Genomic DNA, 12869 nt, shown 5'->3' with positions numbered 1-12869 from the left:
GCTGATCCGGTCAGGCCGGGGCGGCCGTCCGGGCGGCGTCGTGGTGATAGGGCAGCTGGACCACCACGGTGGTGCCGCGGGGCTGATGGTCGTGCAGGCTGACGACGCCGCCGTGCAGCTGCACGATCGTGCGGACCAGGCTCAGGCCGAGCCCGCTGCCGTGGGTGCCCTGGTGGCGGACGTTGCTGCCGCGGTAGAAGCGGTCGAAGACCCGTTCGCGTTCCTCGGCCGGGGTGCCGATGCCGTCGTCGGTGATCGCCAGCTCCACCATCTCGGCGTCGGACCGCAGCCGCACGAGCACCTCCCCGCCGGCCGGGCTGTAGGTGACGGCGTTGGACAACAGGCAGTCCAGGACCTGCCGCAGGCGCTGGTCGTCACCCTCGATGCGCACGCCGGCGGGGGCGTCGGCGCGGAAGCGCACGCCGGCCCGCGCGGCGCCGTCGCTGCCCGCCGCGGCGGCGACGGCGCTCGCGACGGTGTCGGCCAGGTCCAGGGTCTCGATGGTCAGCGGCAGGTGCCCGGAGTCCAGCCCGGCCAGATCCAGCAGGGTGGTGACGATCCCCTGCAGCTCCGCGGTGTTGCGCAACACCGTCTCGATCATCGACCGGCTGTCGCCGCTGAGCTCCTCCGACTCGTCGGCGAGCATGCCCACGTGGGCCGCGATGGACGCCAGCGGGGTTCGCAGCTCGTGGCCGACCAGCGAGATGAAGTCGTCCTGGGCGCGGGCGAGCTGGCGGCCCAGCCCCTCCGCGCGGCGCAGCGCCACGTAGATGCCGATCTGCGCGGCCACCCCGTCGAGCAGGACGGTGAGCACGTCCTCGTCGTTCTCCGCGGCGCCGGCGTAGCAGGTCAGCACCCCCAGCAGGTGCCCGCTGTCGCGGACCGGCACGGCGAGCACGGTGTGCACCCCCTGGCGCAGGCAGATCTCGGCCCGCGTGCGCTCGAAGGCGGTGCCCCGGATGGTCAGGTCGGCGATCTCGGCGATCCACACCGGGCGGCCGGTCTGCCACACCCGGCCGGTCGCGCCCTGCCCCCGCACCGGGATGTGGTTGAAGAAGTCGGTGGCGTCCTCGCCGGAGGCGCTCCAGTGCCCGACGGCCCGCAGCTCGCCGGTGGCGTCGTTGATGAGGAACAGTTCCGCCGCGGGCCAGCCCAGCGTCGTGCCCACCACCTCGAGCACGGCGGGGGCCGCCTCCGACACCGATCCGGCGGACTGCAGGGCCGCCTCGACGTGCAGATGGCAGGACCGGAACTGCTCGACCCGGCGCATCGCGGTGACCTCGTGGGTGACGGCCACCGCACCCCGGCGCTGCCCGTCGCCGCCGACGATGGGCTGGGCGTTGACGGCGAAGGTGCGACTCCGGCGGTCCGGGGGCTCGACGGTGATGTCGAAGTCGCGGACCTCCTCGCCGCGCAGGGCGCGCATCAGCGGCGACTGCTGCCAGGGCAGCGGCCGCTGCCTGCTGTCGCGCAGCATCCCCTCGACGCTGGCGGGATACCCGTCGAACGACTTGGTGGTGTCGGGCAGGTCGTGCAGCTCGCGCATCGGCCGGTTCATCAGCACGATCCGGCCGGTCTCGTCGCAGGCGAGGACGCCCACCGACAGGCTGTCCAGCAGGGCGGCCAGGAATCCCGCGCTGTGGTCGGCCCGGTCCTCGGCCAGCTTCTGCCGGGTCAGATCGGTGATGAAGACACAGGCCAGCGCGCCGGCCGCGCCGTCGACGACCGTCATCGCGGCCTCGGTGAGCAGGCGGTGCCCGTCGCGGTGCCGGAGGCTGAGCTGGCGCACCACCGGACGCCGGGGAGCGGCGGTGAACAGCCGGTCGAGGGCGGCGTCGATCGGCTGGCCGTCGTAGCCGGGCAGCATGCTGGCGCTCAGATGCCGCCCGCAGACCTCGCCGCGGGTGAAGCCGAGCAGCTCCTCGGCCGCCCGGTTGAACCCGACGATCATGCCCGCCGGGTCCACCGCGATGAAGGCGTGCTGCATGCTGTCGAGCAGGGCGGCGCTGTTCAGCCCGGCGACCGTCACCGGCACCGGCACGCAGTCCGCCACCGGCCGCAACAGGTGCTCGATGGCCGTCAGCGTCGCGGTGTCGCGGTCGTCCCAGTGGCGCGCGACGGTGTCGAGCACCGTCAGCGCGCCCACGGCCCGGTCATGGGCGTCGTACGCGGGCACGCCGAGAAAGGCGCGCACACCGTAGCGCCGGGCCAGCACGTGGTCGCGCAGGTCGGGATCGCCGGCGGTGGCCATGTCCGCGCTGCCGAGCACGTGGCCGGCGGAGACGACGTACTGGCCCAACGACCGGTCCAGGGGCAGCTGCCGGGTCGCGCCCCAGGCCGGCGGCAGGCCGTACGCGCCGGCCAGGAACTCCTGGTCGCGCCCGGCCAGCGCGATGGTCGCCATGGGGGCGTCGAGCAGCCGCGCCGCCAGCCGGGCGACGTCGTCCATCACCATCAGGCGGGTGGGCAGCAGGCGGCGGGACCGTTCCACACCGGCCAGCCGGGCCGGATCCGCAAGCACGTCCTGATCGACTCGCACGATGGCCGATCCACCCCAAACTCTGACCTCTGCGCAGCATTCCGCGGCCGGTACGGTTACGGATAACTTGTACCCCGCGCGGTCGCGCCGATTCATCGAAAAGGACGAGATCGATCCGAAAGGACGAGGCGGCGCTTACGCCTGATCGGCGCAGCCGGCCGGCGAAAAGGTATGACCATGGGGCCCGCGGGCCGCCAATTGGCGAATCGTGGCGACCAGTTCCTCATTGGGGCACGGTTTCAGCAGCAGGGCGCAGGCCCCGGCCTGCGGCACCCGGGAATCGCCCGGCGGCAGGTGCCCGGTGATGACGGCGATCGGGATATCCCGCAGTTCCTCGTGCCCGCGGACCGCCTCGATCAGCGCCCAGCCGTCCATCCGCGGCATGCCCAGATCGGTCAGCAGCACATCGGGGTGATCGGCCACCGCCAACGCGAATGCCGCCGCGCCGTCCGGGGCGTGCAGCACCCGCATTCCGGCACGGGTGAAGACGCGCTTGAGGATCATCGCGATGTCGTCGACGTCCTCCGCGATCAGCAGAGTGGTCATGACCGCCCCGGTGCCGGAAAGGGAGAAACTCCATTCGTACTATACCGGCGCCGGCGGCCCGGTCCGGCCGTTTCGTCAGACTGCGGAACCCCCGGCCCCGACCGCGGTGGCGATGCCGGCGCGGGCGCCGGCATCGCCACCGTCACGAGCGGGTCAGCCCTGCTGGGCCCAGTCGCCCAGCGACCAGTCGCGGACCTCCGGCATGTCCTCGAGGTGCTCCACCACGTAGGCCTCGTGCTTGGCCAGCTGCTGTTCGCACCACGCCTTGAGCTCGGTGGCGCCCCGCGGCAGCCGCCTGGCGTTGTTGATCGCGTCCATCACCAGGTGGTAGCGCGACGCCTTGTTGCGCACCGTCATGTCGAACGGGGTGGTCGTGGTGCCCTGCTCGATGAAGCCGCGCACCCGGAACCGGTCGGCGTCGGGCCGGCCGTGCACCAGCTGGTGGATCGCCCCCGGGTAGCCGTGGAACGAGAAGACCACGTCGACCGTGTCGGTGAACAGCTCGGTGAACATCGTCTCGCTCATGCCGTGCGGGTGGTCCTTCGGGCGTACCAGGGTCATCAGGTCGACCACGTTGACCACCCGGACCTTCAGCCCGGGCAGCTTCTCCTTCAGGATCTGCGCCGCCGCCACGGTCTCCATGGTGACCACGTCGCCCGCGCAGGCCAGCACGACGTCCGGGTCGCTGGTGCCGTCGTCGGTGCCGGCCCAGTCCCAGATGCCGGCGCCGCGCTCGCAGTGCTCGATCGCCTGGTCCATGGTGAGGAACTGCAGCTGGGGCTGCTTGTCGATGACGATCAGGTTGATGTACGACCGCGACCGGAAGCAGTGGTCGGCCACCGACAGCAGCGTGTTGGCGTCCGGCGGCAGGTAGACCCGGGCCACGTCGCCGCGCTGGGTCAGCACCACCTGGATCAGGCCGGGACCCTGGTGCGAGAAGCCGTTGTGGTCGTTGCGCCACGCCGTGGAGGTCAGCAGCACGTTCAGGCTGGGCACCTTGGCCCGCCACGGCAGGTGCTTGGCCTCCTGCAGCCACTTGCCGTGCTGGACCGTCTGGGAGGCGCTGACCATGGCGAAAGCCTCGTAGGTGGCGAACATGCCGTGCCGGCCGGTGAGGGTGTAGCCCTCCAGCCAGCCGTGGCAGTTGTGCTCGGAGAGCACCTCCATCACCCGGCCGTCCCGGCTGATCTTCACGTCCTCGTCCGTGACGTGCTCCATGAAGCCGCGGTCGGAGACCTCGAAGACCGCGCCGAGGCGGTTGCTGTTGGTCTCGTCCGGGCAGAACAGCCGGAAGCTGTACGGGTTGCGCGCGTAGATGTCGCGCATCATCTCGCCGAGCTTGCGGGTCGACTCGGCGTGTTCCGCGGCCGGGCGGGCCACCTCGATGGCGTAGTCGCGGAAGTCCGGGATGTCGAGGTCCTCGGTGAGCCGGCCGCCGTTGGCGTGCGGGCTGGCGCTCATCCGCAGGTCGCCCTCGGGCGCCAGGGCCCGCACGAGCTCCGTGGGCGCGCCGGAGGCGTCGAACAGCTCCTCGGGGCGGTACGAGCGCAGCCACTTGTCCAGGACGGCCAGGTGCTCGGGGTTGTCGCGGACTCCGGAGAGCGGGACCTGGTGCGAGCGCCAGGTGCCGGTCACCTTGATGCCGTCGACCTCCTCCGGGCCGGTCCAGCCCTTGGGCGAGCGCAGGATGATCAGGGGCCAGCGGGGCCGGGTGCCGTCCCAGCTGCCCTCACGCGCCGACCGCTGGATGGCGCGGATCTTGCCCCACGCCTCGGCCAGCGCGGCGGCGAAGCGGTAGTGCATGCCGGGCAGGTCGGCCCCCTCGACCTCGATGATCTCGTAGCCGTGACCCTGCAGCAGCGCGCGCACCTCGGCCGGGTCCTTGCGGGCCAGCACGGTCGGGCCGGCGATCTTGGCCCCGTTGAGGTGCAGGATCGGCAGGACCGCGCCGTCGCGGGCGGGGTTGAGGAACGAGACGCCCTTCCAGGACCCCTCCAGCGGGCCGGTCTCGGCCTCGCCGTCGCCGACCACCGCCACGGCCAGCAGGTCGGGGTTGTCCATCACCGCGCCGAAGGCGTGCACCAGCACGTAGCCGAGCTCGCCGCCCTCGTGAATGGAGCCGGGCGTGGTCACCGAGACGTGGCTGGGGATGCCGCCGGGGCTGGAGAACTGCCGGAACAGCCGCAGCATGCCGGCCTCGTCCTGGGAGACGTCCGGGTAGATCTCGCTGTAGGTGCCCTCCAGGTAGCCGGCGGCGACCAGCGCCGGGCCGCCGTGGCCGGGCCCGGCGAGATAGATCGACTGTTGCCCGGTACGCCGGATCAGCCGCGACACGTGCGCGTAGATCAGCGACAGGCCGGGGCTGGTGCCCCAGTGGCCGAGCAGCCGGGGCTTGATGTGCTCGGCGGTCAGCGTCTCGCGCAGCAGCGGGTTGCCACCGAGGTAGATCTGCCCGATGGTCAGGTAGTTGTTGGCCCGCCACCAGGCGTCCAACTGGGCGATTTCCGTGTCGTCCGGAGCGGCTAGGGCCCGCACCAGCTCATCGTCGCGGGTGCCGGTCTGGTGTTCCGATACGGCGGTCACGGTCGTTCCTTCCGATCTTTGCTGCCGGGTGGTCCCCATCAACGTAACGCGGTAACGATCTCCACGGGCAGGGACCAAGGACGCGGAGACCGGTCCGCCCGGCCCGCGGCGGCGGGACCATCGGCCCCCGCCGGCGCGGATCAGGCGATGCCGAAGGCCAGGCCGGCGCCCAGGGCCTCGCGGTCGTCGTAGTCGTAGCCGAGCGTGTTGACCACCTCGACCACGCCGGCCACCTGGCGGGTCATCCGGGCCACGAGGTCGCTGGCCGACCACCGGTCGACGTGCCCGGTCAGCGCGACGACACCCTCCACCACGGCCACCTGCACCGTCTCGGCGTCGTCGGCCAGGAAGACGGGCAGCACCCCGGACTCGACGTCCGCGCGGATCTCGTCGTCCGGGCGCAGGTGGGCCTTGAGCAGGTCGCCCCGCGAGACGATGCCGACCAGCCGGCCGAGGTCGTCGACCACCGGCAGGCGCTTGACGCCCTCGCGGTCCATCAGGCGCGCGGCGGCCGCGAGCGAGGTCCGGGTGGGCACCACGACGGCCGGCGAGCTCATCAGCGCGGCGGCGTCCCGGGCCGACGCCTTGACGCGCGCGCCGCGGCGCCGGCGGCTGTCGAACAGCCGGGGCTGGTCCGGGCCCGCGTACTCGATCTTGCGGAGCAGGTCCGCCTCGGACACCACACCCAGCACCCGGAGCATCTCGTCCACCACGGGCACCGCGCTGAACCGGTTGCGCACCAACACATCCACCACCCTGCGGTAGGGCGCGTCCGGCGTCACCGTCACCACGGCGGTGGTCATGACATCGTCCACGTTCCAGGTCTTCATCGCGAAGCCTCCTCCTCGGTCACTTCGGACGGTAGGCGGGCCGCCCGGCGCCGGGCAGGGCCGACCGGCCCGCCCGCGCGGGACCGGGGTCCACCCCGCTCAGGCCGGTACGGACGCGCGGGCCGGCAGCGACGACTCGGCCCGGTTCCGGATCCCGGTGAGCATGTGGCGTTCCATGATCAGGCTGCCCGGCTCCAGCAGCACCCGGTTCGCGACCCGGCGGCCGAGGGCGGCGCGCGGCACGGCGATCCGGTTGCGGCTGACCAGCCGGGTGCCGCCCCACTGCGGGTAGAGCCCGAAGATCCAGACCCAGTCCCCGTCCTGCGAGCGGAACGCCAGCGTGCGCGGGTGGTCGCACACCTCCACGCGCATGCCGGGCCCGTCCGGTCCGAGCGGCAGCACGTCGCCGACGGCGAGCCGCTGGAACTCCGGCAGGATCCGGTCGGCGCTGTGCATGTCCAACCCGAGGAGATTCTCGATCCAGTCGTAGGTGTAGGCCCCGGCCCGCCCGCTGCCCATCTGCACGAGCCACGGCCAGACCGCCTCGGGCGGCGCGTCGATGGTCACCGCGCGGGTGGACACGAGCTCCGTGCCGGGCAGCAGGTCGTCGCCGGGCATCCGGCGCTCGACCTCCTCCGGCGTCGCACCGCAGGTCAGATACCACCGCCGGGCCCACGGACCGTACGCGAGCGCCGCCAGCAGCGCGACGCCGGTCAGACCTTGCGCAAGCCGTCGCATGACTCCTCCTCGAACGTGCTCCGATCAGCACCGAGGGTCCCCGGCGGCCGGCCGCGCCGGTAGGGCCATGCGGCACCGGCCGCCCGGCGGCCGCGGGTCAGTGCGGGTGCTCCCCGAGCAGCTTGGTGGCCAGGACCGCGGCCTGCGTACGCCGTTCCAGCCCGAGCTTGGCCAGCAGGCTGGACACGTAGTTCTTCACCGTCTTCTCGGCCAGGAACATCTTCCCGGCGATCTCGCGGTTGGTCAGGCCCTCCGCCACGTACTCCAGGATCCGGCGCTCCTGGTCGGTCAGCGACGCCAGCTCGCGCGGCTGCTCCACGCCGTGCCGGATCCGCTCGAGCACCCGCTGGGTCACCGCGGGGTCCAGCAGCGACTGGCCCCCGGCCACCCGGCGCACCGCGTCCACCAGGTCGGTGCCGCGGATCTGCTTGAGCACGTAGCCCGACGCCCCCGCCATGATCGCCGCGAACAGCGCCTCGTCGTCCTCGTACGAGGTCAGGATCAGGCCCCGGATCGACGAGTCGACCGCGCGCACGTCGCGGCACACGTCGATGCCGTTGCCGTCCGGCAGCCGCGCGTCCAGCACCATCACGTCCGGCCGCAGGGCCGGGATCCGGCGCGTCGCCTCCTGCGCCAGTCCCGACTCACCCACCACCTCGATGTCGCCGGCGGCGTGCAGCAGATCGGCCAGACCACGGCGCACTACCTCGTGGTCGTCGAGCAGGAAGACACGAATCATGCCCCCTTCCTACCCGGCGGCAGGCCCGGCACCAAGGGTCATAGGTCCCGGCGCGCCGCCGGCCGCCGGTGGCGCGCCCGGGCGGGGGCGGTGAAATAGGATTCCCGGTGCGCCGCGGGCAGCGGCGGCCCGTACGCCAGGGCCGTCCGGCACGTCCGGGCGGGCCCTGCCGCCCTGGCCGCACCCGGTCGCGGCGACGAGGGTGAGGAAAGGACCACCGCCAGCAGACCATCGTCGGCGACGACCGGCCGGCACCGGCCCGAGCCGCCACCGGGACGCTCGCCGGGCGGCCCGCAAACCCCAGGAGGTTCCGCCATGACCGCTCCTTCCGGCTCGCCGGCGGCGCGCACGGCCGCTGCCCTCGACGCCGCGGCACGCCTGGCCCTGCACGCGCCGTCGGTCTTCAACACCCAGCCCTGGCGCTGGCGCCGCAGCGGCGGGACGCTGGAGCTGTCGGCCGACCGCAGCCGGGCCCTAAGCACCACCGACCCCGACGGCCGCCTGCTGCTGCTGAGCTGCGGCACCGCCCTGCACCACGCGCGGGTCGCCCTGGCCGCCGACGGCTGGACGGCCGACGTGCAGCGCCTGCCCGACGACAACGACGCCGACCTGCTGGCGCGCCTCACCGTCACCGGCGCGGGCCCGGCCGATCCGGGCGCGCAACGGCTGGCCGCGGCGATCACCGTCCGGCACACCGACCGGCGGGCCTACGGCGAGCGCCCGGTGCCGGAGGACGTGCTGGCCGGGCTGCGCCGCGCGGTGGAGGCCCAGGGCGCCTACCTGCACGTGGTCCGCCGCGACCAGATGCCGATGCTGGCCACGTCGACCGCCCGCGCCGCCGAGGCCGAGCGCGACGATCCCGCGTACCGGGCCGAGCTGGAGCAGTGGACGCACCGCCCGCCCGGCAGCGGGGACGGCGTGCCGGCCGCGACGGCGGTGGAGCAGGTGCCCCGCCGCGTGCCGGTCCGCGACTACGCCCCCGGCGGCCGGCCCGGGCTCGCCGCCGGCTCGGGTTTCGACCTGGGCGCGGCCTACGTCGTCCTGTTCGGCCTCACCGACCGCCCCGCGGACCTGCTGCGCGGCGGGGAGGCGCTGTCGGCCCTGCTGCTGACGGCCACCGCGGAGGGGCTCGCCACCGCGCCGCTGAGCGACACCATCGAGGTGGAGTGGCCCCGGCACCTGATGCGGGAGCTGCTGGCCGACGTCGGGGAGCCGTACCTGATCGTCCGGGTGGGCTACCGCGACACCGACGAGGAGGTGCCGGGCGCCCCCCGCCGCGACGCGCGGGAGGTCCTGACCACCGACGAGTAGGCGCCGCGAGCGCGCGGACTACTGCGGACGCGGTAGCCGCCTGCTGCGCCGGCGGGAGTCGCGCGCGGCGCGGTCCGGCTAAGGTGCGCCCATGAGCACAGGACGGCCCACCGTCCGGGCCCGCCTCACGGACGCGGCGATCGCCGTGTGCGTGGCGGCGACGCTGGTGGTCGCCGGGCTGTCCGGCCACCCGGCCGGCCACCCGGGCCCGCTCGGCGTGGCGCTGCTGGTCGCCGGTGGCCTCGCGCTGGCCGCGCGGCGCCGGGCCCCGGTCGCCGTGCTGGCCGTCACCGGGGTGTGCGCCGTGGGCTACCAGGCGGCCGGGTTCGACGTGCCGGCCATCGCGTTCCTGATCGCCGTGTACTCCGCCGTGCGGGCCGGGCACCGCCGCACCACGGTGATCGCCTCCGTGCTGATGCTGCTCGCGCTCCCGCTCGCCGCGCTCGCCCTGCCCGAGCGGCTGGCCTGGGCCGAGGCGTTCGCCCAGGCCCGCCGGGCCCTGGAGCTGGCCTGGCTGATCGCCGCCGGGGCCGCGGGCGAGGCGCTGCGGCAGGCGGAGTGCCGGGCCGACGAGGCCGAGCGCACCCGGGAGGAGACCGCGCGGCGCCGCGCCGACGAGGAACGCCTGCACATCGCCCGGGAGCTGCACGACACGCTCACCCACCAGATCTCGATCATCAAGGTGCAGTCGGAGGCGGCTGTCCACCTGGCCCGCAAGCGGGGTGAGCCGGTGCCGGACGCGCTGGTGGCGATCCGCGACGCCGGCCGGGAGGCGACCCGGGAGCTGCGGGCCACCCTGGAGGCGCTGCGCGACGACGGGCGTACGCCGCCGCACGGGCTCGACCACGTGCCCGAACTGGTGGCCCGGGCCCGGGCGACCGGCCTGGCCGCGACCCTGACGATCGAGGGGGACCGCCAGGACGTGCCGGCCGCGGTCGGGCGGACGGCGTACCGGATCGTGCAGGAGTCGCTGACCAACATCGCCCGGCACGCGGCCGCCGCCACCGCCTCGGTCCGGATCCACTACCGCCCGGACGCGCTCGCCATCCGCGTCGACGACGACGGCAGCGCCACGCCGGACGCCGCCGGCAGTCCCGGCGTCGGGCTGCTGGGCATGCGCGAGCGCGTCACCGCCCTGGGCGGGCGCCTGCGCGCGGAGCCCCGCGGCGAGGGCGGCTTCACCGTCCAGGCCGAGCTCCCCATGGAGCGGACGCCGTGATCCGGGTCCTGCTGGTGGACGACCAGCCGCTGCTGCGCAGCGGCTTCCGCGCGCTGCTCGACGTCGAGGACGACATCGAGGTGGTGGCCGAGGCCGGCGACGGTCGCGAGGGGCTGGCCCTGGCCCGGCAGCACCGGCCGGACATCGCGCTGGTCGACATCCAGATGCCGGTCATGGACGGCATCGAGACCACCCGGCGCATCGCCGCGGACCCGGCCCTGGCCGGCGTGCACGTCGTCATCCTGACCAACTACGGCCTCGACGAGCACGTCTTCAACGCGCTGCGCGCGGGCGCCGCCGGGTTCCTGGTCAAGGACATCGAGCCGGAGGACTTCCTGCACGCGGTGCGGGTCGCGGCGCGCGGCGACGCCCTGCTGGCCCCGTCGATCACCCGCAGGCTGATCAACCGGTACGTCGCCGAGCCGGTCCGCGCCGCCGCCCGCCCGGGCCTGGCGGAGCTGACCAACCGGGAACGGGAGACCGTCGTGCTGGTCGCGCGGGGCCTGTCCAACGACGAGATCGCCCGGCGCATGGTGATCAGCCCGCTGACCGCCAAGACCCACGTCAACCGGGCCATGGTCAAGCTGCACGCCCGCGACCGCGCCCAGCTGGTGGTGCTCGCGTACGAGTCCGGCCTGGTGGCGCCCCGGCCCGCCTGAGGTCGTCCCCGGTCCCGCGGAAGAGGGGCCGAAGGTCCCGGGCCGCCCGGCTGGCCGCCTCTGCGCCCGGCGCCGGCCACAGGGCTGAATGAGGGTGTCGGTCGAGGACCGAGCGGGACCCAGCCGGATCCAGAAGGGACGTGGACGCCATGACCGCCGCCACCCACCCCAGCCCCACCGCCGGAGGCGAGGCCGGCCTGCGCGTCCCGGCCGAGACGACCGCGCAGCGGGCCACCCGCTACGTGCTCGCCGGCCTGCGGCTGGCCCTCGGCTGGATCTTCCTGTGGGCCTTCCTGGACAAGCTGTTCGGGCTGGGCCACGGGACGCCGTCGGCCAACGCCTGGATCAACGGCGGCAGCCCCACCAAGGGCTTCCTCGGCAAGGCCGTCAGCGGCCCGTTCGAGAGCTTCTACCACGGCATCGCCGGCGCGGCCTGGGCCGACTGGCTGTTCATGCTCGGGCTCGCCGGGATCGGCATCGCGCTGCTGGCCGGCGTCGGCATGCGGATCGCCGCCGTCGCGGGCGCCCTGCTGCTGGTGCTGATGTGGACCGCCGTGCTGCCCCCGGAGAACAACCCGTTCATGGACGACCACCTGATCTACGCGGGTGTCCTGGTCGTCCTCGCCCTCACCGCGGCCGGTGACACCCTCGGCCTGGGCCGCGCCTGGAGCCGCCTGCCGCTGGTGCGGCGACTCCCCTGGCTCAGGTGAGCCCGGCACCGGCCCGGGGCGGCGTCCGCTGAGGACGCCGCCCACCGCCCTTCCACCGCACCCCGAGGAGGAGTCATGAGCAGCACCTACCTGATCGTCGCCGGAGTGGACGGATCGGAGGGCGGCCGGCGCGCCCTCGACTGGGCCGCCCGCGAGGCCGCCGCCCGCGGCGGCGCCGTGCAGGCCGTCATCGCCTGGTCCTGGGACGGCATGGAGTACGGCCCGATCGCCGCCACCCGGCCCGAGGAGGAGGCCGAACGGGCGGCGCGGACCCTCGACCGGGAGATCCGCGACCTGATCACCCGCCAGGGCTCCCACCTGCCGGTGGCCGCCGAGGTCATCGAGGGCCGGCCGGCCGACGTGCTGAGCAAGGCGGGACGGGCGGCCGACCTGCTGGTGCTCGGCAGCCACGGCCACAGCCGGGTCCGGCACACCGTGCTCGGCTCGGTCAGCGAGGACGTCATCCGCAAGGCCGCCTGCCCGGTCGTGGTCATCCCGGTGCCGGTGACCGAGCCCGCGCCCGCCGCCGACCCGGCGCTGCGGTCCTGACCCCCACGGGTCACCGGGCGCGTCCCGGTGACCCGGCTCCGGATCGACCCTGTCGGCGGTCCGGCAGCGGCGCGATAATGGCCCGACCGGATGCCGCGCCGCCGGACGGCCCCGGCCGGGCGGCGCAGGTGTCCCGCGGGTGCCGTGGCCGCGCCCGGCCCGGCTGCACACCGAAGGAGGCCCGCCATGAAAGCTCACATCGGTGACCGGCTCGTCCTCGAGGGCACCCACCTCGGCGACGCCCGCCGGACGGCCGTCATCACCGGCCTGCCGCACGGCGACGGCTCACCGCCGTACGAGGTGCGCTGGCTGGACGACGGCCGCACCACGCTGATCTACCCGGGACCGCAGGGCCGGATCGAGCCGCCGGACCCGGCGGACGGCGTCCCGTCGTCCTGACGGGTCACGACGAGCGGCGACGCCCGGTCACCGGCCGGCCTCGGCCC

General features: G+C 74.2%; 12 protein-coding genes. 6 read left to right on the top strand and 6 right to left on the bottom strand.

Annotated elements, in window-relative coordinates; translation table 11 throughout:
- Positions 1 to 10: 10 nt before the first annotated feature.
- The 6 genes from Ani05nite_RS10050 to Ani05nite_RS10025 all read right to left on the bottom strand — a co-directional run bounded on the left by Ani05nite_RS10050 (position 11) and on the right by Ani05nite_RS10025 (position 7975).
- On the bottom strand, positions 11 to 2539 hold the full coding sequence (locus Ani05nite_RS10050; RefSeq protein ID WP_203767084.1) for a sensor histidine kinase: 2529 nt from the start codon (positions 2537 to 2539) through the stop codon (positions 11 to 13).
- Between the two features lie 135 nt (positions 2540 to 2674).
- Positions 2675 to 3085 (bottom strand): response regulator, encoded by a 411-nt coding sequence (locus Ani05nite_RS10045; protein ID WP_203767082.1) that lies wholly within the window; start codon positions 3083 to 3085, stop codon positions 2675 to 2677.
- Positions 3086 to 3238: 153 nt separating this feature from the next.
- Complete coding sequence (locus Ani05nite_RS10040) at positions 3239 to 5668, bottom strand: phosphoketolase family protein (protein WP_377882137.1); 2430 nt, start codon at positions 5666 to 5668, stop codon at positions 3239 to 3241.
- Positions 5669 to 5808: 140 nt separating this feature from the next.
- Positions 5809 to 6498 carry a CBS domain-containing protein gene (locus tag Ani05nite_RS10035; RefSeq protein ID WP_203767078.1) on the bottom strand — a complete coding sequence of 230 codons (690 nt, stop codon included), beginning with the start codon at positions 6496 to 6498 and terminating at the stop codon, positions 5809 to 5811.
- 99 nt (positions 6499 to 6597) lie between these two features.
- The gene (locus Ani05nite_RS10030) at positions 6598 to 7236 is read right to left on the bottom strand and encodes an SRPBCC family protein (protein WP_203767076.1); all 639 of its coding nucleotides are present in this window, start codon (positions 7234 to 7236) and stop codon (positions 6598 to 6600) included.
- A gap of 97 nt (positions 7237 to 7333) precedes the next feature.
- Positions 7334 to 7975, bottom strand: a complete 642-nt coding sequence (locus Ani05nite_RS10025) for a response regulator (protein ID WP_203767074.1) — start codon at positions 7973 to 7975, stop codon at positions 7334 to 7336.
- A gap of 315 nt (positions 7976 to 8290) precedes the next feature.
- On the opposite strand from Ani05nite_RS10025, the gene Ani05nite_RS10020 reads away from it, so the two are divergent.
- The 6 genes from Ani05nite_RS10020 to Ani05nite_RS09995 all read left to right on the top strand — a co-directional run bounded on the left by Ani05nite_RS10020 (position 8291) and on the right by Ani05nite_RS09995 (position 12822).
- Positions 8291 to 9286, top strand: coding sequence for an Acg family FMN-binding oxidoreductase (locus Ani05nite_RS10020; protein ID WP_203767071.1), 996 nt, complete (start codon positions 8291 to 8293; stop codon positions 9284 to 9286).
- 91 nt (positions 9287 to 9377) lie between these two features.
- Positions 9378 to 10505: a sensor histidine kinase gene (locus Ani05nite_RS10015; protein WP_203767069.1), complete on the top strand. Its 1128-nt coding sequence runs from the start codon at positions 9378 to 9380 to the stop codon at positions 10503 to 10505.
- Positions 10502 to 11164: a response regulator gene (locus tag Ani05nite_RS10010; RefSeq protein WP_203767066.1), complete on the top strand. Its 663-nt coding sequence runs from the start codon at positions 10502 to 10504 to the stop codon at positions 11162 to 11164. Before Ani05nite_RS10015 ends, Ani05nite_RS10010 begins: the two co-directional genes overlap by 4 nt.
- A gap of 140 nt (positions 11165 to 11304) precedes the next feature.
- On the top strand, positions 11305 to 11874 hold the full coding sequence (locus tag Ani05nite_RS10005) for a DoxX family protein (RefSeq protein ID WP_377882130.1): 570 nt from the start codon (positions 11305 to 11307) through the stop codon (positions 11872 to 11874).
- Between the two features lie 75 nt (positions 11875 to 11949).
- On the top strand, positions 11950 to 12423 hold the full coding sequence (locus tag Ani05nite_RS10000) for a universal stress protein (RefSeq protein WP_203767060.1): 474 nt from the start codon (positions 11950 to 11952) through the stop codon (positions 12421 to 12423).
- Positions 12424 to 12609: 186 nt separating this feature from the next.
- Complete coding sequence (locus Ani05nite_RS09995; RefSeq protein ID WP_203767057.1) at positions 12610 to 12822, top strand: DUF1918 domain-containing protein; 213 nt, start codon at positions 12610 to 12612, stop codon at positions 12820 to 12822.
- Positions 12823 to 12869: the final 47 nt, after the last annotated feature.

It is taken from the genome of Actinoplanes nipponensis, from assembly GCF_016862275.1.
Lineage (GTDB): Bacteria > Actinomycetota > Actinomycetes > Mycobacteriales > Micromonosporaceae > Actinoplanes > Actinoplanes nipponensis.
The sequence above is the reverse complement of the archived record's forward strand: the minus strand, read 5'-3'. Positions and strand labels throughout refer to the sequence as shown.